Annotated in this window: 25 protein-coding genes and 1 riboswitch; of the genes, 8 read left to right on the top strand and 17 right to left on the bottom strand. The window is 47.8% G+C overall.

From position 1 onward, the window contains the following. Position 1: 1 nt before the first annotated feature. The 3 genes from ACYUJT_RS06205 to ACYUJT_RS06195 form a co-directional block, all read right to left on the bottom strand. Positions 2–427, bottom strand: a complete 426-nt coding sequence (locus ACYUJT_RS06205; RefSeq protein ID WP_460319547.1) for a chemotaxis protein CheW — start codon at positions 425–427, stop codon at positions 2–4. Between the two features lie 95 nt (positions 428–522). After that, positions 523–2115 carry a methyl-accepting chemotaxis protein gene (locus ACYUJT_RS06200; RefSeq protein ID WP_460319546.1) on the bottom strand — a complete coding sequence of 531 codons (1593 nt, stop codon included), beginning with the start codon at positions 2113–2115 and terminating at the stop codon, positions 523–525. A gap of 42 nt (positions 2116–2157) precedes the next feature. Then, positions 2158–2610, bottom strand: coding sequence for a chemotaxis protein CheW (locus ACYUJT_RS06195; RefSeq protein ID WP_460319545.1), 453 nt, complete (start codon positions 2608–2610; stop codon positions 2158–2160). 58 nt (positions 2611–2668) lie between these two features. Further along, positions 2669–2764: riboswitch (cyclic di-GMP riboswitch) on the bottom strand. A gap of 463 nt (positions 2765–3227) precedes the next feature. Between ACYUJT_RS06195 and ACYUJT_RS06190 the strand changes: the two genes are divergently transcribed. Next, the gene (locus tag ACYUJT_RS06190; protein ID WP_460319544.1) at positions 3228–4232 is read left to right on the top strand and encodes a tyrosine-type recombinase/integrase; all 1005 of its coding nucleotides are present in this window, start codon (positions 3228–3230) and stop codon (positions 4230–4232) included. 192 nt (positions 4233–4424) lie between these two features. On the opposite strand, the gene ACYUJT_RS06185 is transcribed toward ACYUJT_RS06190, so the two are convergent. The 8 genes from ACYUJT_RS06185 to ACYUJT_RS06150 form a co-directional block, all read right to left on the bottom strand. Beyond that, a complete protein-coding gene (locus ACYUJT_RS06185) occupies positions 4425–4898 on the bottom strand; it encodes a NanQ anomerase/TabA/YiaL family protein (protein ID WP_460319543.1) in 474 nt (157 codons plus the stop codon). Between the two features lie 38 nt (positions 4899–4936). Then, complete coding sequence (locus ACYUJT_RS06180) at positions 4937–5791, bottom strand: MurR/RpiR family transcriptional regulator (protein WP_460319542.1); 855 nt, start codon at positions 5789–5791, stop codon at positions 4937–4939. 11 nt (positions 5792–5802) lie between these two features. After that, positions 5803–6681, bottom strand: a complete 879-nt coding sequence (locus ACYUJT_RS06175; RefSeq protein WP_460319541.1) for an ROK family protein — start codon at positions 6679–6681, stop codon at positions 5803–5805. Then, positions 6678–7370 (bottom strand): N-acetylmannosamine-6-phosphate 2-epimerase, encoded by a 693-nt coding sequence (locus ACYUJT_RS06170; protein WP_460319540.1) that lies wholly within the window; start codon positions 7368–7370, stop codon positions 6678–6680. Before ACYUJT_RS06170 ends, ACYUJT_RS06175 begins: the two co-directional genes overlap by 4 nt. 31 nt (positions 7371–7401) lie before the next feature. Then, positions 7402–8244 carry a carbohydrate ABC transporter permease gene (locus ACYUJT_RS06165; RefSeq protein WP_460319539.1) on the bottom strand — a complete coding sequence of 281 codons (843 nt, stop codon included), beginning with the start codon at positions 8242–8244 and terminating at the stop codon, positions 7402–7404. Positions 8245–8258: 14 nt separating this feature from the next. Beyond that, the gene (locus tag ACYUJT_RS06160) at positions 8259–9137 is read right to left on the bottom strand and encodes a carbohydrate ABC transporter permease (RefSeq protein WP_460319538.1); all 879 of its coding nucleotides are present in this window, start codon (positions 9135–9137) and stop codon (positions 8259–8261) included. Between the two features lie 90 nt (positions 9138–9227). After that, the gene (locus ACYUJT_RS06155) at positions 9228–10640 is read right to left on the bottom strand and encodes an ABC transporter substrate-binding protein (protein ID WP_460319536.1); all 1413 of its coding nucleotides are present in this window, start codon (positions 10638–10640) and stop codon (positions 9228–9230) included. 59 nt (positions 10641–10699) lie between these two features. Next, positions 10700–11614 (bottom strand): dihydrodipicolinate synthase family protein, encoded by a 915-nt coding sequence (locus tag ACYUJT_RS06150; protein ID WP_460319535.1) that lies wholly within the window; start codon positions 11612–11614, stop codon positions 10700–10702. 402 nt (positions 11615–12016) lie between these two features. Here ACYUJT_RS06150 and ACYUJT_RS06145 point away from each other — a divergent pair, with 402 nt between their 5' ends. Continuing rightward, complete coding sequence (locus ACYUJT_RS06145) at positions 12017–12724, top strand: DNA alkylation repair protein (RefSeq protein WP_460319534.1); 708 nt, start codon at positions 12017–12019, stop codon at positions 12722–12724. Between the two features lie 22 nt (positions 12725–12746). Here ACYUJT_RS06145 and mgtE read toward each other — a convergent pair whose 3' ends face one another. Continuing rightward, complete coding sequence (gene mgtE, locus ACYUJT_RS06140) at positions 12747–14081, bottom strand: magnesium transporter (RefSeq protein ID WP_460319532.1); 1335 nt, start codon at positions 14079–14081, stop codon at positions 12747–12749. A gap of 265 nt (positions 14082–14346) precedes the next feature. Between mgtE and ACYUJT_RS06135 the strand changes: the two genes are divergently transcribed. The 6 genes from ACYUJT_RS06135 (at position 14347) to ACYUJT_RS06110 (ending at position 21500) form a co-directional block, all read left to right on the top strand. Further along, entirely contained in the window at positions 14347–15774 is a 1428-nt protein-coding gene (locus tag ACYUJT_RS06135; RefSeq protein ID WP_460319531.1) for a PTS mannitol transporter subunit IICB, read from the top strand. A gap of 75 nt (positions 15775–15849) precedes the next feature. Beyond that, positions 15850–17922 (top strand): BglG family transcription antiterminator, encoded by a 2073-nt coding sequence (locus tag ACYUJT_RS06130; RefSeq protein WP_460319530.1) that lies wholly within the window; start codon positions 15850–15852, stop codon positions 17920–17922. Positions 17923–17925: 3 nt separating this feature from the next. Next, positions 17926–18363 carry a PTS sugar transporter subunit IIA gene (locus ACYUJT_RS06125; protein WP_460319529.1) on the top strand — a complete coding sequence of 146 codons (438 nt, stop codon included), beginning with the start codon at positions 17926–17928 and terminating at the stop codon, positions 18361–18363. Continuing rightward, positions 18360–19517 carry a mannitol-1-phosphate 5-dehydrogenase gene (locus tag ACYUJT_RS06120; RefSeq protein ID WP_460319527.1) on the top strand — a complete coding sequence of 386 codons (1158 nt, stop codon included), beginning with the start codon at positions 18360–18362 and terminating at the stop codon, positions 19515–19517. Before ACYUJT_RS06125 ends, ACYUJT_RS06120 begins: the two co-directional genes overlap by 4 nt. A 192-nt stretch (positions 19518–19709) precedes the next feature. Then, positions 19710–21185 carry an MDR family MFS transporter gene (locus ACYUJT_RS06115; protein WP_460319526.1) on the top strand — a complete coding sequence of 492 codons (1476 nt, stop codon included), beginning with the start codon at positions 19710–19712 and terminating at the stop codon, positions 21183–21185. A gap of 129 nt (positions 21186–21314) precedes the next feature. Further along, positions 21315–21500, top strand: coding sequence for a hypothetical protein (locus ACYUJT_RS06110; protein WP_460319525.1), 186 nt, complete (start codon positions 21315–21317; stop codon positions 21498–21500). A 7-nt stretch (positions 21501–21507) separates the two neighbouring features. Here the strand turns inward: ACYUJT_RS06110 and ACYUJT_RS06105 are convergent, their stop codons facing one another. The 5 genes from ACYUJT_RS06105 to ACYUJT_RS06085 all read right to left on the bottom strand — a co-directional run bounded on the left by ACYUJT_RS06105 (position 21508) and on the right by ACYUJT_RS06085 (position 26508). Then, positions 21508–21969: a PTS sugar transporter subunit IIA gene (locus ACYUJT_RS06105; protein WP_460319524.1), complete on the bottom strand. Its 462-nt coding sequence runs from the start codon at positions 21967–21969 to the stop codon at positions 21508–21510. 4 nt (positions 21970–21973) lie between these two features. Further along, positions 21974–23350 (bottom strand): fructose-specific PTS transporter subunit EIIC, encoded by a 1377-nt coding sequence (locus ACYUJT_RS06100; protein ID WP_460319523.1) that lies wholly within the window; start codon positions 23348–23350, stop codon positions 21974–21976. A 40-nt stretch (positions 23351–23390) separates the two neighbouring features. Then, the gene (gene pfkB, locus ACYUJT_RS06095) at positions 23391–24329 is read right to left on the bottom strand and encodes a 1-phosphofructokinase (RefSeq protein ID WP_460319522.1); all 939 of its coding nucleotides are present in this window, start codon (positions 24327–24329) and stop codon (positions 23391–23393) included. Further along, the gene (locus tag ACYUJT_RS06090; RefSeq protein ID WP_460319521.1) at positions 24329–25111 is read right to left on the bottom strand and encodes a DeoR/GlpR family DNA-binding transcription regulator; all 783 of its coding nucleotides are present in this window, start codon (positions 25109–25111) and stop codon (positions 24329–24331) included. The genes pfkB and ACYUJT_RS06090 overlap by 1 nt, the downstream gene beginning before the upstream one ends. Positions 25112–25437: 326 nt before the next feature. Next, entirely contained in the window at positions 25438–26508 is a 1071-nt protein-coding gene (locus ACYUJT_RS06085) for an LLM class flavin-dependent oxidoreductase (RefSeq protein ID WP_460319519.1), read from the bottom strand. Positions 26509–26511: the final 3 nt, after the last annotated feature.

Here is a 26511-nt window from a genome sequence, read left to right as displayed (position 1 = left end):
CCTAAGGTTGCAGTAACTGCTCCAAATTCAATATATGAATAAGACCGTCCTCCGTAGTGTCGGCGCCCAAGAAGAACTCTTTTCCCAGCCGCTCCGAAGGAGGTTGAATATGCTGAAGCGTGACCACCCGGTTCACGCGATCCACAATGATGCCGACGATTTCCTCTCCGGCATTAACTACAACAATGCGCGATGCTCTCATATAGGATACTTCCCTTAGCCTGAGCCGTGCTCGCAAACTGATCACCGGAACGATACGGCTGCGTAAATTGATTACCCCTTTAACATGGACTCTAGCTAATGGTATTTCTGTAATTTCCCGCATCGTAATAATCTCGTGAATGCATTCCAATTTCAGACCATAGCGTTCATGGCCGCTGACGAGTTCAATATATTGACCCGGCGCTGCAGCTTTCAATTCGTTCACCTTCTTTAGCCATTATACTTAGACCCCAATCCTTCCGGATCGGGGCCGCATTCTCATATGTGCTGATAATTCCGAGTTAACTGGATAAATGTTGTTTACTTGACTTTGAAAATAGCTACCGAATGATTCAATTCCTCGGCCAATTCAGCCAGGGATTGCGCAGTGGAAGCTGTTTCTTCACTGCTCGCGGCCGATTCTTCTGTTGCGGCGGAGATACTCTCTATCGAAGCGAGCACATCCGAGGATTGTGCAGCCTGCTCTTCGCTGGCGGCTGCAATTTCGGCGACTTTCTGTGCCGAATCATTGACCATCGCCATAATATGCTCAAAAGCTTCGCCCGTCTGCTGTGTGGATTTCACGCCCTCTTCGACTGCGCGGACGCTGTGCTGGGTATTTTGCTGCATGCCTTTGATAATCGCAGTAATTTGTTTGGTTGCTTCGCTGCTTCGCTCGGCCAGCTTGCGGACTTCGTCCGCAACGACCGCAAATCCTCGTCCTTGGTCCCCCGCCCGAGCCGCTTCGATCGCCGCATTCAGCGCAAGCAAATTCGTCTGATCGGCAATATCATCAATCACCTCGATAATTTCTCCGATCTTGTTCGAATCTTCCTCCAGTAAAGCCATTTGCTCATTGACTTGGTTCATTCCAATGATTGACGAGCGTACTACTTCCCCGCCATTTTGAGCGATCGTCAGCGTTTGATTCGACAGTTCAGAAGCTTCCTCTGCGCTGCGGGCTACGGAGGTAATCGCAAAGGAAAGTTCGCGGAAGAGTTCATTCATCATTTGGGCATCATTCGCCTGGCTCGTGCTGCTGCTGGCGATTTCTTCCGTGCTTGCGGAAATTTGCTCTGCGGCGGCGGAGACGTTCTCTGCCGAATCCAGAATGCTGCTTACCGTTCCGCGAAGGCTAAGCACCATATCATTGATCGAGGCAGCCACTTGCCCTACCTCATCCTTGGTATCGATATTTCCCGTCTCTGTTAAATCGCCATGAGCTACCTTCTGTACCAGCCCAACTACTCGATTTAACGGACGCGCGATGACCTGGGATATCAAGTATCCAAACGCAATGCTTAGCAGAATCGCGGCAATAACAATGATAATTGTAATCATTCGTGACGAAGCATAGAGCACATCTGTATCAACATTGGCTTGCTCCGCCTGCTTAATGTTAAATAAAATTAAGTTTTCAAGATTCGTATTGAACTCATCGCGACTTACCTTATATTCGCCATGAAGGTAGTCCAAAAACTGTTCATTGCTGCCTGTCATCGAGATTTGGACCGCCTGATCAACAGCTTCCTCGAATCGCAACCATGATGGCTGTACTTTCTTAAACAAATCTTCATGTTCAACTGTATTAAACGTTCTTTTTCCGTACTCTGTAATTCTTGCATCGATTTCCTTTTTGAATTCTTCTATTTGGGCTATATTTTCATTTTTCTCCTGCTGAGCCGTCGCCAAATGAAGATTCAATACATAGTTTCGTAACCTTTGATACGTTATTTGCGAATCCATCACGTTTGTAATCGGAACTAAACGAATGTCATACATATCACTTACACTTCTATTTAGCTTATCCATATTGCTTAAACCATAGAAGCCTACAAAGGCAACGATAATAGCTAAGACAATAAATGAACTAATCAGTTTAACTGATGTCTTTAAATTATAAAACCACTTCATTTGGGCCACCTCATTCGATATTTTCCTGTAGTAATAAGCATTTTATATAAAAGCATAGCTATCGTTAACATCCCTGAGCAGAGCTTGTATATCCAGCAGCACAATCAGCGAGTCCTGCTGCTGAAACATTCCTCTGAGCCAAGCCTGCTGAGACATGTGCGGTGGAGAACTGATTCCTTCCTCGGGGAGGAACATAACCTGGTTCACTTCGTCAACGACAATACCGATCTCCTGACTGTCTTCCTTACCAGTATGTATAATAATGATACGAGTTTTGGAATCCAGCTCCTTTTCCGTTTCCGAGAACATGGTATGGAGGCTTAGTATAGGGATCAATTTTTCTCTCAGTTGGATCATGCCTAGAAATTCCCGGCGCGAATTAGGAATCCAATTCACCGTCTGCATCCGGATAATTTCCGAAACCTCTAATACAGGAATCCCGTAATAATTATCGTTGATGGCAAAAACAACGTATTGTTCGCTCGTTTGGCTCATTTCATCCCCCCTTCCTACAACAAAAAATCCTCCCGAAATAACGGAGGATCCCCTCGATTTCGGCAACTGGCTGGCATAATGTCCCTAATTCGGCGACAAAGTAGCCCCTGTAGCTTTGCGTCCTTGCCTTTCGGCAAGTTTGCCCTTCTATTCTGATATCCCTCCGAAGCTTCGAACAATGCATGTTGTTCGACATACTTTAGATCTATCTACCTCCATGTTTAGTAGGTGATTGGAATCATTTATCCCTGCATTTATAAGGCTTATTACCTGTAAAATAGGGTTATCTCAGCTATGTTAATGCAGCCACTATTGTTAAATAAGTACTTATGAACTATAATCAAGGGGTGGTAATTAGTCGAATATAGTTGAAATTTGTAGTAAAATGTCGAACAACATGCATTGTTCGACATTTTTTAAAAGCGACATCTTTCTCTATTTTTGAAAGCGATTACATTTATTTTCACTTACGTTCCAAATAGCTCCAATGCTTGAATTTAAGCCCTCTTGAGAAGCGAATGTTAACAAAAGGACTTATTCCTCTTTGACTTCAACGGTAGGACTAGTACAATGAAGGTCGTATTGCAAGTTGTTCATATTATGGGAGGGAAAATAGAATGATGCAGCTAGAATGGATTGAACACCAGCTTTCGCATCCTGTGGAGAAGAGTGAACATCACTCGGATGAACAAATTGTCGGCATGTTTTTAACATCCTTTGAAGGCTCGAAATATACGCTAAGAAATTATGAGAAAGCTATTAACCAGTTTCGCCGCTTCCTTGGCACGAAATCATTACAGGAGGCCACCTGGAAGGAGGTCGAGGTGTACAAGCTCGGCTTGGTGCAGGGATATTACAGCAAGAACAAGAAACCTCACGCCCCTGCTACTGTTGCAAGTTTAATCGCGCCTTTGCGTTCTTTATATAAATGGGGAAGTGATCCCAATATCGCCCTTTTTGACCGGAATCCGACGACCTCTGTCCGTACCCCGAAAATTACTGTGAATAGCAAAAATCATTATTTAACGAGAAATGAAGTCATTCAATTGCTTGGACAGCTGAATAAGCAAAGTCCCCGTGATTATTTAATTGGGTTAACATTAATCATGCTTGGTCTCCGAGTGTCGGAACTAACCTCCATTCGGTGGGAAGACTTCCATACCGACCCTTCTGAAACATCCATGTGGCTTACGGTAGTGGACGGCAAAGGCGGAAAACAGCGGGAAGTCAAAGTACCTGCAACTCTGTGGAAAATGCTGCATGCTTACCACGATTCCCCTCTTCATTTGAAGCGCCGCACCTCGGCAGGCCGACTGTTTCCTTTAACGGCTAGGCAGGTAGAGCGAATCATCCAAGAGGCGCGCGAACAATGTCAAATCAGCAAAAAAGTAACACCACACTGGCTAAGGCATACCAACGCCACTCTCGCCTTACTGCATGGCGCCTCATTGCAGCAGGTCCAGGAAACCCTCGGACACTCGCAAATCAACACCACTCAGCGTTACTTACATACGGTGGAGCAAATGCAGAAGGCAGCCCCCGACTTCGTTGAAGAATGCCTGAAGGAAGTCATTCTACAAGGAGAGCTATCAGCTGCGGTTCAAATCCGCCAGTATGAATAAATATAAAAAGCAAAAGTCCTGCATTCAGGACTTTTGCAAGCATTAGATTAGCCGACCGCGCATGTTTACATGAATTTTTAATTCACATCATTAATTACATGGTTTTCCCATAATAAAAAGACCGTTCTCCCCTACATTCCTTAGGATAACGGCCTTATTCCGTTAAATTAAGCTAACCTTGTCCTGTCCCTTTCACGATTTAAACAAATCGACATGAATCTTAACCACAAGTTTCCGGATTGTTGCCGGCTGCTCGGCCATCCCTGGTCGATGAATATCATGAGGGAAAAATACGGCGAACATTCCGGGCTTCATCGCCAATCTCACTTCATCGCTTGAAGGTTGATAAAGCGCATAATCTGCATCCCGATCATAAGCCTTCACTGGTTGTTCTCCCTCGCGCACAGGCGACCATCCGATAATCTCCTCGCCTTCGATCAGGTAGTGCACATCGATATAGGCTTCATGCTTCTCCGCTACCTGTTCTTCTAGCGGCTTGACTTCCAGTTCCATGACCGAGACGTACATCTCATCGCCACGAATCTCAACGCGCCCAGGGGATGGCGGATCGCAGACAATGTCTTGGATCGCTTCAATCGCCTCGGCGATTGCTTTATGCTCAAATCTTTGATCGTCTTTCCAGGTTGCCAGTGAGCCTAAAATCATATTCGCATCTCCCCGTATTAATAGATGTATTAATTAGCCTACAACAGCTTCTCGCTGACTGCTGCAGCGGTATTCTCCTTGTTGACGACCGATTGTTCCTTCGATCTTTTGAAATATTCGGTATATAATACGTCCAGCAAATAGAGCTGGGAAATTTTCGCTGATAAGGACCCACCCTGCAGCGGGCCTTCATTAGCTCCGCACAGCAGCGTGAGATCCGAATACGAAGTCAGCGGAGATTTGACGAACCGTGTGATCGATATTACCGTTGCCCCGCGCTCCTTGGCCTTCTTGGCCACTTCAATATTGTCCTTGGTCGAGCCTGAATAGGAAATGATTACAGCCACGTCCTTCTCGGACATCAGAGCCGCCGCCATCATTTGCAGATGCGAATCGAAGGTGCATTCCGCCTTATTCGTTATCCGCATGAACTTGACCTTGGCCTCCATCGCCGTCATGAGAGACGAGCCAACGCCGAAGAACAATATCCGTTCAGCTCCGATCAAATAATCGATGGCCTGATTGATCTTCTCGATGTTAAGCAAATTAAAAGTCTCATTCAAAGCACTAATATTTGAAGACAGCACCTTGGACGCGACCTGGTCGATCGTATCATCCATAAGCACCTGATCGGTCAGCTGCGGAATTTCATTGTCAACCGTAATGCTATGGGCCAGGGCGATTTTAAACTCCTGATACCCTTTATAGCTAAGCGATCTGCAGAAGCGGAATATGCTGGATTCTCCTACATTACAGGCATCGGCCAAATCCGTGATCGACATGTAAACCACGCTCGCGGCATTCTCCAGTACATAGTCCGCTACCTTCTTTTCCGTGTTCGTTAAATTGTTATACTTGGAATGAATCGAAGTAAAAATACTTAATGGCCGCAAATTCTCTCCCCCTATCGACAAAATAGTGATGCCGCTCCAAGAACGCCCGCTTTATTCCCTAGGGAGGCTTTCAGAATTTTCACATCACGATAGCTTTCCATAACCAATGCATTAGTTCGAGCTTCCACAAGCCGAACCAAATCATCCTGCTCCATTACGCCACCCCCAACTATAACGGCAGAGGGATTAAAGATATGAATGATTGAGGTTAAACCGTAGGCGACTTCATCCACCCATGCCCGCAAGACTTGCTCCAGCTCACGGTTCCCCTGTTTGATCTTCTCGAACAGTATTCTGCCATTCGTACAGCCTGGGTCAACCTCCCGGGCCATTTGCACCAAAGCCGTCGTCGAGGCATATTTCTCGTAAAAAAAGGGATTCACCCCGTTGCCTTTATCCGCTCCAGCATGCGTCACGATATGGCCAAACTCGGCAGCCACGCCGTTCGCCCCTTTATAAACCCGGCGATCGATCACGATAGCTCCTCCGATCCCCGTGCCATAAGTCAAACATAAAAAATCGTTCAGATGCCGGGCAGCGCCGAAAAATGCTTCACCCAATGCGGCCGCATTTACATCATTTTCGACCTTCACGGGCTTATGAAACTTCTCCTCAAGCATGTCCTTTATTCTCATACCGGTGTAATCAGGTATATTTTCGTTAGCGAAGACGATAAATCCTGCTTCCGCATCAACTTGTCCGGCCGTACTGACAGCAATAGCGTCAAAATCGTCATATTCCGCGATCTTATCCATCAATCGCGCCATCACATGGAGGCCGCCTTGGCGGCTCTCTGTGGTGTATTCCTGAAACTGCTCCAGCTTACCCTGTTCATCACAGATGCACAACTTTGTATTCGTTCCGCCAATATCCGCGGCTAATATTCTCATTCTCTCACAGCCTTCACGAACCGCTGGGTAATTTCCATCGGCCGGGTGATGGCAGAGCCGACCACCGCCGAATAGACGCCAAGGTCGTACATTTTCTTCAACTGTTCCGGCGTGGAAATGCCGCCTTCCGAAATAACGGGAACCGATAGACGGCTTACGAGCCGCTCCACTAATTCAAAATCAGGCAAAGCTCTGTCTTTCGTAGCTTCCGTGTATCCGCTCAAAGTCGTTCCTACCAGATCAAATCCTAGTTCCTCGGCCATGACCCCTTCCTCGTACGTGGAGCAGTCCGCCATGAATAACTGATCCCTGTACATCTCCCGCATCCGTGGAAACAACTCGGAAATGGTCGTGCCGTCAGGCCGGACCCGGTCAGTCGCATCCAACGCAATAATATCTACGCCTTCATTGTACAAAGCTTCAATTTCCTTTAATGTCGGTGTAATAAACACATCTGAACCTTTATACACCTGCTTGATGATTCCGATGATCGGCAAATTAACGGTCTTCTTAATCTCTTTAATATCTTCCACACTGTTCGCACGAATGCCGGCTGCTCCGCCCAAATAGGCGGCATATGCCATTCTCCCCATAATGTAAGGACTATGGAGAGGCTCCTCAGGCAGCGCTTGGCAGGATACAACTAATTTATGATGGATCTCTTTTAGGACTTTATGTTCTGTATTCATTTGTAAACCACTCCACGTTTTTTTAAGTTGATTACTCTTTCACTGCTCCAGCTGTAATGCCTGATGTAAAATAACGTTGGAACAATACGAAGATGACCAGCATCGGAATCGCCGCTACGGTAGCACCGGCCATTTTGTAAGCAAAGTTAGGGTTGAGATCCTGCATCAGAGTTGCGGTACCGACCATCAACGTTTTCATCAATTTCTCTTGGCCGACGACCAATTGCCACAAATAGTCGTTCCAGACCTGGACGAAGTTGAGGATGAACAAGGCTCCGATACCCGGTTTAACGATCGGCAGCATAATTCTTGTAAATGTTCGCCACTCACTGGCTCCGTCGATTCTTGCCGCTTCCCTGAGGGCATTTGGCGTCGTATCGAAGAACCCTTTCAATAGAAATACCCCGAATGCCCCAGCTACGTTCGGCCAGATCATTCCGCCATAGGCATTTACCATGTGGAAATTCTGGACGATGCGGAAAAGCGGTACAATCATGATTTCCTTAGGAATCATCAAGCTCGATACGAAAATAATATAAATAACATTACTGAACTTGAAATTAATTTTCGAGAAAGCATATGCTGCCATCGAGCCGATGATGATGACCAGAATGGTCGTAACGCCCGACACATATATACTGTTGAACGTCCAGCGCAATGCGGGCTGGTTTTGAAATATATCCACATAATTGGAGAACGTAATCGTCTTAGGCCACCAGTCTGGAGGCATCTTGACGACATCCGAACTGTTTTTCAAAGAGCTTGTAAACAACCAATATAGAGGAAACAGGTTTAAAACAGCGAAGAGGGTAATGATCGCGTTTGAAACGAAATCAAATTTCTCCATTTTTTTCTTGTTCTTGATTTGTGACATTTAGCTTATCCCCCTCACTTCTCCTGAAGCATGCTTTTCAATTGAGGTACTGACAGCAGCAGCGTGATGATGAACATGATCACCCCGACTGCAGAAGCAACTCCGAGTTGATTATATTTAAACGCATTGTTATATAGGTAATACATCAGTGTCACGGAGGCATTGTTGGGGCCGCCACCGGTCAACAACTGAATGACAACAAATATTTTCAGAACAGCAATGATATTAATGATCGTGATGTACACGGTCGTCGGTTTGACGGAAGGAATCAATATTTTAAGGATGACCTGCCATCTGCTGGCTCCATCCACTTCTGCCGCTTCAAATAGATCTTTAGGTACGCCGATCATCGCTGCAATATACAGAATGATTGCTTGACCGACGTTGGTCGCAAAGGTGACGAAAATAATGACGGGCATGACTGTCTTAGGATTACCGAGAAGATTCACTGTGCCTAGCCCCATATCGCGGGCAAAAAATGAAATCAATCCATTTGCGGGATTGAGCAAAAAGCTCCAAACCATACTCATAACAACCATAGAGACCATAACAGGGATATAATAGCTTCCTCTTATAAAAGAGACGTATCTGGCGTTCTTATCAAAGATCGCGGAAGCTACGAATAACGCAAAACCAACCGTTAGGATGACGATAAATACAACAAATATGACGGTGTTAAATAAAGCTTTGAAGAAGACCGGATCATTAAACAGGGTCAAGTAATTATCGAAGCCGACAAACGTCTCGCTCTGATAATTGATCCGATACATGCTCAGCCTCATGCCTTCAATGATCGGATATACAAGAAAGAGCAAGAAAACCAGCATCTGAGGTAAAATAAACAAATAACCGGTAATATTCTCTTTGGCATAAATATTTCTTCGTAGTTTCATATCCATTTTACCTTTCTAATTAGCAGCCTTGAGCCTAGCAGTTCCAGAAGCTCAAGGCTGTTAATCGTGTAATGTTGACCAGCCGGCAGACTATTTATTGTAGATGACGGAGCCTGCTTTATTTTGCTCAATCACCTTGTTGCCGCTCGTTTGATAATCCTTCACCATTTGCTCAGGCGTTTTTTGTCCTAGGTAAAGCGCTTGAAGCTCAGGATACAGCACTTCTCTCAACTGGCTGTAGCCAGGAACGTTGCCCGTAAAGTTGAACAGGTATTTGGAGTTGGCATCATATGCCGCGAAGAGCGGATTCTCGCCTTTCAGTTCCTCTGCAACCGAGCTTCTTACAGGAATTCCGTTCTTCGAGGATTTCACCAATTCGGGATCCGTAGAGAAGAATTTAACGAAATCCTTGGCTACTTCTAATTTCTTCGCATTGCCGGATTGGAACACACTAGCGCCAACAACGTACGTAAAGGACAGTGGATCTCCACTTTCAGAAGGTATATTGGCCAGACGTACGTCGAATTTAGGCGAAGTACCGTTCTCCATATTCGTCTTCATGTTGCTGAAGAGAATCGGGTTGGTAAAGCTAATGCCCAACTGCTGATTTTGGAACATAGCATTGGCATCGTTGGACGATACGGATTCAGCCCCAGGATTAGTGTAACCGCCGTCATACAGCTTTTTGAGCCAAGCCGCAGCCTTAGCGCCGTTCGCATCATCCAATACGATGTTGCCTTCGTCGTTGAAGAACTTGTTGCCGAACATTCTCAGGTAAGCCAGATTCCAAGTATCACCTTGGTTATTCACGGCATATAGTGCCATTGGATAAGCATTCGCATATTTGTCTTTAGGCAGGTTATTTTTCAGTCCGTCCAGGATTTGTTGGTACTCGTCCATGGTCCAGGTTTTGATTTCATTCTCATCGCCAACGAATTTCTCCAAGCCGGCTGCTCTGAACATATCGGCATTGTAGACAAGCGTGCCGGGATTATGCTGGAATGGATAGAAATATACATCTTTTCCGAAAGTAACTGCATCCCAGAAGCTCTGATCGATGTCCTTTTTAGCCTCATCGTCAACGATGTCTGTTAACGGAACAAGCGCGCCGCGGTGAACATAGTCGCCCATTGGGAAGACGCTTTCAAAAAATACATCCGGAGGTGTGTTGCTGCTTAGGTTAACGTTGAGAAGCTGGTCGCGCTGATCTCCCGCAATCACTTCCACTTTAACGCTGGCGTCGTATTTATCGTATTGCGCTGCGAATTTCTTAGCGGCATATTTCAAGAAGCTGTCATAGTCCGCGCCTTGCTCCGATGCATCTAGGACGCCCTTCCATTGCGGCGTCAGCCATGCCGTAATTTCGACTTTTTCTTTGCCGCCCTTGCCTGCGTTGGATGATGCCGCACCATTGCCGGCTTTATTGTTTCCAGAGCATCCCGCAATCATCGAAACAATCACCATAAGTGCCACTGTTGTCATTAACAGACGCTTTTTAAACATGTGTAAGCCTCCTTAAAATGTAAGTGAGTAATATATGCTGAATCCTAAGGATCGTAAGATTACTTGCAATGACGCTCGATGGCTGTATCGATCATTTGAATGATGCTATCGATTCGGCCGCCATCTTCCTGGCTAATGTTCTCCATCGGAGCTCTTACTCCGCCAATGTTTACGCCTCTTCTTATCAGCACTTCCTTGATGACGGCATACATGGAACCATCCTGAGAGCATAGGGCGATAATAATGTCGTTAATGTCGCTCTGAATTGCTGTCGCTTCAGCAAATTTACCGGACTTCACAAATTCATTGGCCTGCAGGAACAGCTCTGGCATCGACGCGTACGTTCCGCCGATTCCGGCGTCTGCTCCCATGATTCTTCCGGACACGAATTGCTCATCCGGGCCATTGAACACGATGACATCAGCACCGCCGACTCTTTTGAATCTCTCGATGTCCATGGTCGGCATCGAGGAATTTTTAACGCCGATCACTTTTTTATTCTCGAGCATTTTGGCAAACAATGCCGGACTAAGAGTATATCCAGTCGTTTGCGGAATGTTATAAATAATGAAGGGAAGAGAAGTTGCTTCGATAATATCGCTCCAATATTTATAAACCGCGCGGTCCGGGAGCTTGAAGTAAATCGGCGGAATAGCGGACAGTGCATCATAACCCAGTTCTGCCGAATGCTTCGCCAATTCAATGCTGTCTCTCGTCGACGGAGCGCCCACATGGGCAATCAAGGTCATTTTTCCTTTCAAATGTTCGGCAACATACGTCAGCACGGCTTTGCGTTCATCGAGATTATGATAGATGCACTCTCCAGAGCTTCCGCCAACGTAAACGCCTTGCACCCCTTTGCCTAACAAGTAGTCGCACAGATCCTTCGTCCGTGCTTCCGAAATGTTGCCTTCTTCGTCATAGCAGGCATAGAAGGCCGGTAAGATTCCATGAAACTTTTCTAATGAAGCCATTTTATTTCCTCCTTGTTGTCTGCATTTCTGTTGTCTTCGAATAGTCATGAACTTATGTTTGTAAAATATTTTCCCTTTTATATAATTTAAGAAAAATATTTTCTTCATAAATCATGACAAAGCGTTTGTGTTTGAACCGCTGACTTCCCCCTGTTCGATGAAACTAATGCGACATAAATCTGGAAGCCCTTACACAACATTTGGTTGTTAGTATTTAATTTTGGCTCCTTCTATATTCAACTTAACACGAATTTTTGATTTTGTAAATTATTTTCTACAAAATTATGATTGTTGAAAATTTCTTCCGAAAGTGAAAATATTGAATTTAACTTCCTGCCTTCATCCCCTTCAATGGGATATTGTGTTACCATATGATCAATCAATTCTAAGGAGAATAAGCCTATGACATTAGCGGAAGTGATGACAAAGCTCGAGGAACTGGGCACGGAGCAAACGAAAAAGACCTTTATTCGCCATGGAGCACAGGAGCCCCTTTTCGGTGTCAAGGTCGGGGATTTGAAAAAGCTGGTGAAACAGGTGTCCAAGAATCAGAAGTTGGCCCTGGCCCTCTATGACACGGGCAATTCAGATGCCATGTATTTGGCCGGACTGTCCATCAACCCGCAAATGATAACAAAGCCTCAGCTGGAGCACTGGGTCAAACAGGCTAACTGGTACATGCTGGCTGAATATACGGTCGCAGGCGCGGCTGCAGAGAGCCCTTACGCGCTGGAGCTTGCTCGGGAGTGGATGCGCTCCGGTGAAGAAATGGTCGCCACCTGTGGCTGGAGCACATATGCCAATTACGTATCTATTACTCCCGATGAGCAGCTTGACCTGGAGGAACTCCGCGCTTTGCTGCGGCAGATCGAATCCACGATCCACGAGGAACAGAATCGGGTCCGGTATACGATGAATACTTTTGTCATCATTGCAGGCAGTTATGTGACTGCTCTTTATGATGAGGCCATTGGAGTCGCGGAAAATATCGGCAAGGTTCACGTCGATGTCGGTCAAACCGCTTGCAAGGTTCCGTTAGCTGCCGATTACATCCGCAAGGTAGAGCAGCGCGGCAAGCTTGGCATCAAGAAAAAAACTTGCATCTGTTAAGGCCAGCCCCATCCTATTAGGTCTAAAGATTGAGCAAAATTCTGGCCACGGTGAAGTATATGATCAATCCTGTGCCGTCTACTAGCGTCGTAATAAATGGCCCTGAGATCACAGCCGGGTCCGCCTTCAGCTTATGCAGAACAAGCGGCAGGATAGCCGCTACAAAGGAAGCCCACAGCACGATCACCATCGCCGTAATGCCGACGACAAAGCCTACGTTCATCTCCACGCCAAGCATCCAGGCACGAAGAAATGCGATGACAAAAATCGTTGAGCCGGTCATGATTCCAGTGACCAGTTCCTTCCTAATTACTCGAAACAGGTCTTTAAAATGAACTTCACCGACGGCAAGCGCCCGGACAAGCGTTGACACGGTTTGTGTTCCGGTATTGCCGCCGGTGCCAATAAGGAGCGGAATAAAGAAAGCTAGCGATATGACCTCGGTCAACGTATCCTCATAATGCCTTAACACCGTCCCGGTATACGCCTCGGCTACAAACAGAATCAGAAGCCAGATAATTCTTTTTCGATAAAGATGAAATACAGAGCTCTTGAAATAAGTATCCTGAAGCGGCTGGCTTCCGCCGAGCATTTGAATATCCTCCGTCGCCTCCTCCTGCATGACATCGATTAAGTCATCGACGGTAACGACGCCGATCAGGCGCTGCTGACCGTCCACCACTGGCAGGGCAACCCAATCGTAGCGGGATAGCAGCTCAGCCGTCTCCTCCTGGCCCATCGTAGCCGGCACGGTGATAGGTTCATCCGCGATTTCCCGCAGCAGAGTAGCAGGATCGGCCAAAATGATTTTTTTTAGGGAAACGACGCCTAACAGCTCCCCTTTTAATCCGGTCACATAAATATAGGCCGTAATTTCCGCATCATGTCCGACCTTACGTATGTGCTCCAGCGTTGTATCCATAGTCCATTGACCTGGTGCGGCGATATAATCAATCGTTGCCAGGCTCCCCGCCGTTTCCTCCGGAAACGTCATCAAGGTCTGTATGCGTTCGCGATAATCGTCAGGCAGCAAATCCAGCAGCTTGTCCGCCTGATACCGATGAATCGCTAGCATCATGTCCGCTACGACGTCACTGGGCAGCTCATTAAGAATTTGCGAAGTAAGTTCCACATCCAGATGGTGCAAAATCTTATATTGCACAAGCGGCTCCAAGAACTCCAAAATTTCCGCGGCCACGGCTGGGGGTAGAAGCTCCATCAGTCTAAGCTGCTCCTCCGCCTTTAATTTCTCCAAACTTTCTGCCAAATCAATCGGTCTGAACGCCTCCGCAAATGTAAGCATATGGTCCTGATCCGCTGTCAAGATTTTCTGCCGCATTTGATTAAGATCGATCATTTTAACGTACTCCTTCGATATTGTTGTACAATGCCTAATATTCCATTATACCACGGTTTAAGGCAGGCAAGCATTTATATAGGTACAAATAAGGTATAAGGCGCATGCTTTCTTCAGACAATAAAATCATGTCAACAGCCATCATGAAGCAACCTGCTTTTGATTTCATTGCTACTGAAACCGCTAACAGCTACGATAGGTATAGGATATATGAACTACACATCAACTTCAGATTTAACAATTTATTTCGTGGAGGTCAAAAAATATGGATACTGCACAATCATCCGGCTTCAAAGTTCTAGTGCAGCGCTTCGGCCGTTTCTTAAGCGGAATGGTTATGCCGAACATCGGTGCATTCATTGCCTGGGGTCTGATTACGGCCCTGTTCATCCCGACGGGCTGGATCCCGAATGAAGGTCTGGCTTCACTTGTCGGACCAATGATCACTTACCTGCTCCCGCTGCTTATCGGTTATACGGGCGGACACATGATTCACGGCGTGCGCGGTGGCGTTATTGGTGCCGTCGTAACAATGGGGGTTGTTGTCGGGGCGGATATCCCAATGTTCCTCGGAGCCATGATCATGGGTCCACTTGGAGCTTGGGTCTTGAAGATGTTCGACAAGTCCGTTGAAGGCAAAATCCCTGCCGGCTTCGAAATGCTGGTCAATAACTTTTCCTCAGGCATCATCGGTGGTGCCCTTGCGCTAGGAGCTTTCAAAGGCGTTGGCCCAGTCGTTCAAGCGTTCAGCAACGTTCTTGCTGCGGGCGTTGAGTTCCTGATTAATACAGGCCTGCTTCCGCTGGCTAACCTGCTGATCGAGCCTGCAAAAGTATTGTTCCTGAACAATGCCATCAACCATGGTATTCTTGGCCCGCTGGCATTGGAACAAGTGTCCAAAGCTGGACAATCCATTATCTTCATGCTGGAGTCTAACCCAGGTCCTGGTCTTGGTATTCTGCTAGCTTACTGGGTATTCGGCCGAGGAATGGTCAAGAATTCTGCCCCTGGTGCGATTATCATTCATTTCTTGGGCGGTATTCATGAAATCTACTTCCCGTACATCCTGATGAACCCGCGCTTGATCCTTGCGGTTATCGGTGGCGGTATGGCTGGTACGTTCACCTTCTCGATTCTGGGTGCCGGACTAGTAGCCGCTCCTTCACCAGGAAGTATTATTGCCTACATGGCTATGACGCCAAAAGGCGGATATCTAGCAATGTTCGCAGGTGTTCTGGTCGCTACCGTCGTATCGTTCCTGATCGCTTCCCTGCTGCTGAAGACTACGAAAGACAGCGGTGAAGAAGGCGTTGACCTGGAAGAAGCACAAGCTAAGATGAAACAAATGAAAGCTGATGCTAAAGGAACGGGCACGACTAACGCTTCTGAAGCCAACAATGCGGTTAAATCCAATGAAGAAGTGAAAAAAATCGTCTTCTCCTGTGATGCCGGTATGGGATCCAGTGCCATGGGCGCGTCTATCCTGCGGAAGAAAGTTAACGCCGCCGGTCTACCGATTACGGTCACCAATACGGCGATCAACGACATTCCGGCTGATGCGGATATTATCTTTACTCATAAGACGCTGACAGATCGGGCACGTCTGAAAAATCCTAATGCTGAACATATATCCATCGAAAACTTCTTAAAGAGTCCTGAATATGACACGCTCGTCGAAAGACTGAGCAAGTAATCCCAAGCTTGGCGCTGACAGATTTTCTGTCGGCGTTAAGCTCATTTCTTTCGTGAAGGATGATGCCATATCATAATGTCAACTAGACAACGCCGGATCGTAGAGCTGCTGTTCAATCAACAGAATGAAATTACAGCCGCAGATATCGCTGCTGAGATTGGAACCAGTACGCGAACCATTCACAGGGAGCTAATTGATATTGAGCCTGCCCTTGCGGCTCATGGCATTAAACTTCACAAGAAGTCGGGAATCGGCATCAAAATCGAGGCGGACAGCGAGCAGATCGAACTGTTCAAACAGGAGCTTAATCTATCCGTGCCTGCGGAATATTCCCCCGAGGAACGGAAAATCCTGATCCTGTGCAAGCTCCTGCAGTATGATGAGCCGATGAAGCTGTTCACCCTCGCCCATGAACTGAACGTGACAATGCCCACGATCAGCAGCGATTTGGACCAGTTAGAAGATCAGATCAACGAACAACAGCTTACACTCGTCCGCAAACGCGGTTACGGGGTTGAATTAACGGGCAAGGAACAAGCGAAGCGGCAAATGATCAGCTTGCTTGCCATCAAGTACTTAGATGATTCCGATTTATTTGGACACCATGATGAACATAGCGATCAAGCCGTCGTACATCCACTGACCACCCAGCTTCTGAGAATGGTCGGAAAAGAGCAGTTTTTCAAGCTTGAGCGAGCGCTCTGGCAAATCAACAAGCAATGGCCAATCCGTTTGCCTGAAGCGGCTTACACCCGCTTACTGATTCGATTATCCGTGGCTCTGACCAGGATTGAGCATAGTTGTCTCATTCGCCAGGATCAGGAGCAGGCCGTTCAACCGGGTACTTCATCCGCCAAGGACAATGGCCAACTTGCCCGGCTCCTCCAACTGCTCGAATTGGAGCTCCCTCAGGCCGAAGAGGTGTATCTAGGCAGCTTGCTCAGAGGCGAAGCACAGCATGAGCTAGGACTGCTCGTCAACCATAATGACATGTCGCTCATCGAAACGGTAACCGAGCTGATTCGCTATATCGAGATCAAGACGCAGATTTCATTCATGAATGACCGCTCGCTGGTCGAGGGTTTGATCCAGCATATGCACCCTGCGTTTCAAAGGATTGCCAGCGGCATTGCCATTCGCAACCCGATCCTGACGCAGATCAAAAAAGATTATGACGAATTGTTCAGTATCGTTAGACAAGGCGTTGATAAATTCGTGCAAACTCTGCACGTCCCCGACGAGGAAGTCGGTTATATCGTGATGCATTTCGGTGCCGCCATTGAGCGTTCCAAGCAATTTCCGTGGAAGGTACGGGCCGTGCTCGTCTGCACAAGCGGTATCGGCTCGTCAAAGCTGCTTGCGGTTCGTATCTCCAAGGAGCTGCCGCAGATCGAGCTGATCGGCCATCTTTCTTGGTATGAGGCTGTACGGCTGCCTGCGGACAATTATGATTTAATCATCTCTACCGTCAATTTACCGCTGGCCTCCGACAGGTATATCAAAATCAGCCCGCTGCTCACGGAGGACGAGGCCGTAAGGCTAAGAGCTTTCATTCATGACATTACTTTGAAAAACAAAGAGCCCTCCCCCGCAGCCACTACCGATCCAGATCAAGGCCCGCTCGATCGGCTGAGACAGCTGCACATCTACGCTGACATTGTGCTGCAGCTGCTGGAGAACTTCAAAGTTCACAGAATGGACCGAAGTTCCGGAGGGCCGAATCTGCATAGCCAACTGCTGCATATGATCTCCACGATCGAACAGCACAGCGTATTGTTGAACAAAGAGAAAATCGTGGAGCAGCTGCTGCTCCGGGAGGAACAAGGCAGCCTGGTCATGCCCGACACAGAAATCGCCTTAATCCACACGCGAAGCGAATGGGTACAGCGGCCGCTCATCTCATTGTTTCGCTATGATTTGCCGATTGAGCTCAATCATGAAGCCGGTGATGTTAAGCAGGTCCTGCTGATGCTTGGTCCCATGAAGCTGGATAAGGCCAGCCTCGAAGTGCTGAGCGAAATCAGCGGAATGCTGCTCCTTACCGACATGGTCATGCTGCTAGAGGAAGGAAGCAAGGATGAGATCAAGGGTTTCATCTCCGGGCAACTGGAGAAATATATAATAAGAAAATTGGATTGGAGAGATTAAACCATGGCTATTCTATCTACAGACAAAGTGAGACTAAATGTAAAGGTACAAGACAAATATGAAGCTATCCGCATGGTGGGACAAATGCTGGTGGACGCTGGTCACGCCCCGCAGGAATATATCGAGAAAATGATCGAACGCGAGGATTCCCTTTCCACTTACCTCGGCGGCGGACTCGCAATGCCGCACGGCACGAACGAAGCTAAGTCCATGATCAAATCCACGGGAATGGCTATTCTCACCGCTCCGGACGGCATCGACTTCGGTGGCGACGAGCCTGCACGGTTAGTTATCGGCCTTGCTGCCATTCGCGATGATCATATGGGAATTCTAACGAATGTAGCGGTCCTCGTCTCGGATGATGATGAAATGGAACGAATCGTAAATGCGACTTCGGAGGAACAGCTGATTTCGATTTTCGAAGAGGGGATGAGCGAATGAAGGCCGTACATTTTGGCGCAGGCAACATCGGTCGGGGCTTTATCGGCTTGTTGCTCTCGAAATCGGGATATGAGGTTACTTTTGTCGATGTAAACGATACGCTGGTCAATCTGTTGCAGAGCAAACGTCAATATCCAGTCACCTTGGCCAATGAGCAAGCCGATACGATCGTCGTCGAAAACGTGACCGCGATTGACGGCAAAGATCAAGCTCTTGTCGCCGAAGCTGTTGCAGAGGCCGACATTGTAACGACTGCCGTAGGCGTCTCCGTGTTGAAACATATTGCTGCAGCAATTGCCAAAGGGATTGAACTGAGATTGTCGCGCAGCGCCCGCCCTCTTCATGTCATTGCTTGCGAAAATGCCATCGGGGGCAGTACACAGCTTAAAAACCATGTGTACGACCATCTGTCCGAAACCGCAAAGGGGCAAGCCGATCAATCGATCGACTTCCCTAATGCCGCTGTGGACAGGATCGTACCGCTGCAGCAGCATGAAGACCCGCTGCTTGTCACAGTCGAGCCCTTCTACGAATGGACCGTGGACCGTTCGGCCATGCGAGGAGAATTTAAAGAAATCGCCGGCGTCCATTATGTAGACCAATTGCTGCCTTATATCGAACGCAAGCTCTTCACCGTGAATACCGGGCATTGCATAGCTGCCTATCATGGCTATCTGAAAGGCTACGAGACGATCCAGGAAGCGATGAAAGATCCTGCAGTCGTCAGCGAAGTTAGAGGGGCCTTGGAGGAATCGGGTGCGATGCTTGTAAAGACGTATTCGTTCGATGCAGACTCCCATAAGCAGTATATCGAGCAAATTCTCGAGCGTTTCATCAACCCTTATTTGACTGATGAGATCGCACGGGTAGGCCGTTCCCCAATTCGGAAAATTTCTCCGAACGACCGGCTTGTAAGACCAGCACGGCTTGCTAATGAGCTGGGCATCCCTGTGCCCCATCTGACAAAGGCGGTTGCCGCGGCTCTGCTATTCGATGAGAGCAGTGATCCAGAATCTGTCGAGCTCCAGTCTTATGTGCGTGAGCAAGGAGTTCATGCGGCGATCGAGAAATACACGGAGCTGCCGCAAGAGCACCCGCTGCATGCCCAAATTGCCGATGAATACGCGAAGCTTAAAGAACAACGGCCGCAATAATAGAATGAATTCCATGACGGACAAGAAGCCGCGGGATTGCAGCAAATGAGAAGCTGCAGCCCAGCGGCTTCTTTCTTATGTAAATCTAATATTATTAAAAAAATAAATTTAAATAGAAATAATTTTACGTTTATCTGTTACAATAGCAAATATAAAAAATCTTAAAAATAAAAATAAGGATAGGGATGAAAATTGAACTCTACTGCTACTACTCAGCAACAAGATCTTTACAACATTAAGAAGCTGCCCATATTGATATCGCTCATTATCGGCGCATTCTTCTCCATTCTGAACGAAACACTGCTTAACATTGCGTTGCCGAAACTGGAAGTAGCGTTGGACGTATCCGCTTCTACCCTGCAATGGCTGGCTACCGGCTACATGCTTGTCGTCGGCGTGCTGATTCCTGTATCGGCGCTGCTAGTGCAGTGGTTTACGACGAGGCAAATGTTCCTGGGCGCTATGGTGCTGTTTACGGTGGGGACGCTTCTTTGCGGAATTGCCCCGAATTTTGAAATATTGCTGATCGGCCGTTTGCTTCAAGCGAGCGGAGCAGGCCTGATGCTGCCCGTCATGATGAACACGATTCTTGTGCTTTATCCGCCGGAGACGCGCGGAGCGGCCATGGGTACGATCGGACTCGTCATTATGTTCGCCCCGGCGATCGGCCCTACCCTTTCGGGCTTGATTCTGCAGGTTGCCGAATGGCGCTGGCTGTTTTTCCTGGTGCTGCCTTTTGCAATCATCTCGATTGTGGTCTCGTTCATTTTCTTGAAAAATGTCACGACCGTCACCAAACCTAAAGTCGACGTGCTGTCGATCCTGCTGTCTACGCTTGGATTCGGCGGCATCGTATTCGGCTTCAGCGGTGCGGGGAAAGCTGATACAACCTGGGCCAGCACAGAAGTATTTGTCCCATTAATCGTGGGCGGCGTGTCATTGCTCCTATTCGTCATCCGGCAGCTGAAGTCGGAAGAGCCTATGCTCGATTTGCGCGTCTTTAAATTCCCGATGTTTACGCTCACGACGATCATGCTCATCATCGCGATGATGACGATGTTCTCAACGATGCTGCTGCTTCCCTTTCTCATGCAAGGGGTGTTCCTGATGACGACCTTCGCAGCCGGACTTGTCCTGCTTCCCGGAGGTTTGCTCAATGGACTTATTTCACCGGTTACCGGCAAGCTGTTCGATAAATTCGGCCCGCGTGCCCTCGTTATTCCGGGCAGCACGCTTCTCGTCATCATCATGTGGCTGTTTACGCGAATCGATTTGCAGACCACTACGGCGATTCTGGTCCTGCTGCATATCCTGCTGATGGTTTCCATTGCGATGATTATGATGCCGATGCAAACGAATGGATTAAACCAGCTGCCACAGCGGCTGTATCCGCACGGAACAGCGGTATTAAACACATTGCAGCAAATTGCTGGGGCCATCGGTGTGGCGTTGTTCATTAGCATTATGACATCCGGACAGCAGTCCTATTTCATGTCGCTGACGGCGGAACCGACCCCTGCGCAAATCGCGGAAGGATTGCTGTCTGGCATTCATAGAGCTTTTGTGGTCGGCTTGGTATTCGGGATTATCGCGCTAGCGCTATCGCTATTCACGAAGCGAACGAAAGCTCCTGAGGAGCAGTTCTCAGCTAGTAACAGCCCGTCTTAAATAAAGACAATTTATGAAAAAAGGACGATACCCTCTGCTTTAAGCGGGGATCGTCCTTTTTGGTTGGCTCTTTTCTGAATACCAAATACCCTACATTAGAATTTTTAATTTTGAGAGGAGTGATGTGGTATGAAGACCATGTTGCATCTTTTTAAGGAAGGCTACGAAATAATCGTAGAGGTTAAATTCCTCTGCGAAGTAAATCAATTAACAAATTACATTGACTGTCGGCTTACATTGGATGCCGTATATTTCACAATTCAAAACGGCCGCTTACCGTATACCGGTTCAAGCGGCCGGCCGTTCAAGAAATGATTGATCCTTAAATCGTATCTAAAAGCTTGAGCAGCTGCCCACGGTCGGAAACGGACAAAAGCTGGTTTCTGAAATCATCGTCCATCAGTTTCCGGGACAAAGCAACAAGAATTTGCATATGCTCGTTCCCTTTCGCTTCCTCCGGTACGGCTATCATAAAAACGATCGATACGGGCTGCCCATCAATCGAGTCCCAATCCAGCGGATTCGTCAATTGGGCGAAAGCTAAAGCCGGTTCTTTTACGCCGGACGATTTGCCATGGGGAATGGCTACCTTGAAGCCGATTCCCGTAGAGCTCATTTTCTCACGGTTCATCACCGCTTCTAAATAAGCGGATTTATCGGCAACCGCTCCTGATCGTTCGAGCGCGCCGATCATAGCGTGTATGCATTCCTCTCTGCTTGCCGCATTCAATGGCATCAAAATAGCTTCTTCGTTCATGAGTTCAATAATTTTCAAGATGTTCACCCACCTAGTTGTTAATTACAGATTTCTTCAAAACAGATAGCATTAAGGCCGTTATGACAGTTCCTATCGCAATCGCCAGCGCATACAGGCCGACTTGCGTTACGGCATTAGGAATCGCCAATACGAAGATTCCGCCATGTGGCGCTTGCAGCGTAGCCCCAAACAGCATAGACAAGGCCCCGGTTACCGCCGAGCCCACCATAATGGAAGGTATAACTCGGAATGGGTCTCCAGCCGCAAACGGAATCGCTCCCTCGGTAATGAATGAAATACCCAAGACGGCGGCTGACTTGCCCGCATTTCTCTCGTCAAGCGTAAATTTCTTCGGCGCGATCAGGGTAGCCAGCCACAATCCAAGCGGCGGCGTCATTCCTGCGGCCATCACGGCTGCCATCGGACCGTAGACGCTGCTGGCCAAAAGGCCGACCGCAAAAGTATAAGCCGCTTTATTGACCGGCCCACCCATATCGAACGCCATCATGGCACCCAGCAGTAATCCGAGCAGCACCGCATTGGTAGAGCCTATCGTATTTAGCCAGTTCGTCAAGCTGTCCATCGTGAACTTGACCGGCTCTCCGATGACGTAGATCATAAGTAATCCGGTAATGCCTGTTGCGAGAAGCGGAATTATCAGAATCGGTTTGAGACCCTCCAAATTATGCGGCATCTTGATCCAGTCTTTAAGCCACTTCGCCAGATATCCTGCCAAGAAGCCGGCGGCTATCCCGCCGATGAATCCCGCGCCGATTTGCGAGGCTATCATCCCTCCGACGAGGCCTGGGGCCAGACCCGGCTTCTCGGCGATCGAGAAGGCGATAAATCCGGCTAGGATCGGCACCATTAAGGCGAATGCTGCTCCACCGCCAATGTCCATAAGCGCTGCCGCGAGCGTACCCTTCTCGTTAAAAGCCTCAATTCCGAAGATAAATGAAATCGCTATCAATAATCCGCCGGCAACGACGAGCGGAAGCATGGCCGATACTCCTGTCATCAGGTGTTTATATGGCCCTTTGCGCGAGGCACCCCGCTCTGATTTTGCTTGATTGATTTGCTTCAAATAATCATCGCCAGATGCGGCCTTCATCGCCAGTGCCTGATCGAGTAATCCGTCAGGATCTTTCAATGCTTGGGCTACGCCTACCTTAACCACCGGCTTGCCCGCAAACCGGGATTCAAGGACATCGGTATCCGCAGCCAAAATCACCGCATGTGCCTCAGCAATATCCTGCTCCGTCAGTTCGTTCTCGACTCCAATCGCCCCGCGCGTTTCTACCTTGAGCTCGATGTTCTTCGCTTTCGCCGACTTGATGAGCGACTCTGCGGCCATATACGTATGAGCTACTCCCGTTGGACATGCCGTAACAGCTATGATTTTACTCATTGTTCATTCTCCTCCTCATCATGATGTGCTTCCCGCCCGATTACATCATCGGTTCGATCTCGATTCGGTGAAGCGATTCCTCCACTTGATCCATCGTACAGACATCGGTTCCTGATTTTGATGCGGTGACCGTACCCGCCGCTGAAGTCCATCGTGCCATCTCCTCGGTTGTCTTATGGTGAAGCAGACAATATGCCATCGCAGCCACCATCGAATCCCCAGCCCCTACCGTGCTTAGCGGTGTAATTGGGAACGGCCTTGCACGAAAAGCATCCTCCTTAGTAACCAGAATCGAACCCTCACCTCCCATGGATACCAAGACATAAGAGATGCCTTTGCTAACCAATCCTTTTGCTGCTGACACGATTTGTTCCTCGCTCCCGAGCTTCGTTCCATACAGTGTCTCTAACTCATGAATGTTGGGCTTCAGGGCGAAGGGCACGGCTTCGAGCCCGCAGGTCAAAGCCTCTCCGTCAGCATCCAAAATCGTTCGCACCCCCTTGCGATTTGCAATTTCGATCAGACGACGATAGTAATCTGCCGGCGTTCCTGGAGGCAAGCTTCCTCCCAGAACGACGATAGCCGCTTCGTCCAGGCCGGCTTCATAACGGGCAAGGAACTGTTCCAAAAGCTCGTGGCTAGGTGTGCAGCCTGCTTCGTTAAGTTCGGTCGTTTGCTTCGTATGTTCATCGACGACCTTCAGATTCGTACGGGTCTCTCCTTCAGCCTCAATGAACCGAGACGGGATTCCCTGTTTCCCCAGCTTATCTAAGATGATTTTTCCTTGATGCCCTCCCTGGATTCCCCATGCGATGACGGGAACCGAGAAGCTATGTAAAACTTTAGCGACATTGATGCCCTTGCCCCCGGCATCCGTACGCATCGTCTTGATCCGATTCAATTCGCCCAGCGCGAAATGTTCCACTGTTACAGTCTTGTCTACTGCCGGATTTAAGGTTACTGTATGAACTGTCTTCATCATGATGTTCTCCCCGCTATCGTGACTTTGATCCCTTCCGCTTCCATCTCGCCGACCACTTGCTCTGATACCATTTCATCGACGATGCAGTGGTGAATTTCCGATAAATCTGCGACCTTGGCAAATGAAATTTGCCCGAATTTACTATGATCAGCCACTAAAATAATTTGCTTGGCCGCCTGGATCATACAGCGCTTCGTTTCCGCTTCGGTCAAATTTGGCGTGGTCAGGCCAACGTCCATATCTACACCATTGATCGCCAGAAACAACTTATTCACGCGGATGGCTCCAATGGAACGATTCGCTAGCGGACCGACCATCGCTTGAGTTTCATGACGCAGCGTACCTCCGGTAAGCAGGATCTGAATATGCTTCGCCTGCTTTAGCACTTCTGCGACCATATTGGAGTTCGTGACCACGGTAAGCTCCTGGAAGTCTTTCAAATGCTGCGCCAAATAATACGTCGTCGTACCCGAATCAAGAAAGATCGTATCCCCTTCCTCGATGAAGGCTAATGCGCTGCGGGCAATTTCTTCCTTTTGCGAACGGTAGCGGTCTTCTTTCTCGTTGAAGGTCGGTTCAACGCTATCCTGCTCAATGGCGACGGCACCTCCATGCGTTCTACGCAGCTGCTTCGCTTCTTCCAGATCTCTTAAATCCCGGCGTACGGTCGATTCGGATACATTGAATTGCTCAGCAAGTTCCGGAACTAATGCCCGGCCGTGGCTTTGCACATATTGCGCAATTTCTCGTTTGCGTTCTTCTTCAAAAAGAGTTGTCATTGTTTAAACCTCATTTCTAGTACGGTTTCTATCTTTATAGTATATATCATAAATATAAGAGATTGCGCTCATATGTGATTGTTTGTCGTTGTTTATGATTATATGTGATCATATTGATATTGTAAAGCGGTTACAACTAAATTGTTCACTTGAATATGACTACATGTGATCATATGTGGTCAAATATAAGCGTGAATCTTTTCGAAATACCTTGTTACACAAAAAAAGCCCCTTGTCAGCCAATATAGAGGCTAACAAGGAGGCAGAGCCGAATTGCATAATTTCCGATCTTATTATTATTCCTTCGGAGACTACCCGTAAACCGCTTATTTACTCGTTGCTTTCCGGACAACTGGAATTATCTCTGTAGCCATGAGCTCAATGCCTGAAGCAACTTTATGAAACGGTAAGCCGCCGATGTCAATCTGGGCAATGAAACGTTTATGTCCAAAAAGCTCGTACTGACGAAGGATTTTCTCTGCAATCTGCTGTGGACTGCCCACAAACAAGGCCGTATTCGGATCTGTCATCTGTTCATAATCAGCCCGCGTCATTTTGAACGCCATTCCTCGCTGGCGGTTCACATACGACCAATAATTCGAGTAATAAGGATAAAATTCATCCTTGGCTTGCTGAGTAGTCTTCGAGATGTACCCATGTCCCGTCACGCCTAACTTAAGAGCTTCAAAGTTATGCCCGGCCTCTATACCCGCGTTACGGTATGCTGCGACCAGAGGCATAAATCGTTCCGGATCACCGCCAAGCATCGCTATAGCCATTGGAACGCCTAACCGGCCTGCGCGAGCTGCGCTTTCCAGCGTTCCCCCAACACCAACCCAGATGGGTAGCTGTTTTTGTACAGGCCGAGGGGAAATTTCAGCATTCCTTAGAGGGGGGCGAAATTGACCGCTCCAAGTTATATTTTCATTCTTGTTAAGTTTTAAAAATAAATCCAGATGTTCTGAAAACAATTCATCATAATCGCTTGTGTCATAACCGAATAGAGGGAATGATTCCACAAATGCCCCTCGACCAGCAATAACCTCTGCCCGGCCGCCCGAAACTAGATCCAACGTGGCAAAATCCTCAAACAGACGCACGGGATCTACCGTGCTAAGCACTGTGGTTGCGCTAGTCAGCTTGATTCGTGTAGTGACTTGAGCAATGGCGGCCAAAATAACCGGGGGAGCGGACACAGCATAGTCCAGCCGATGATGTTCACCAACTCCAAAAATATCAAATCCAGCCTCATCCGCAAGTTTTGCCGCTGCAATGATATCCTTAATCCTTTGCTGTGCACTAACCCTTGTTCCGGCAAGAGGATCAGGACCTATATCTGCAAGCGTATAAAGTCCAATTTCGATACCTGAGTTTAAAGATCGTTCTTCCTCTTTCATGAT

It is taken from the genome of Paenibacillus sp. YSY-4.3, assembly GCF_054767475.1.
Note: the sequence above shows the minus strand (reverse complement) of the source record. Positions and strands in the feature narration are given on the sequence as shown.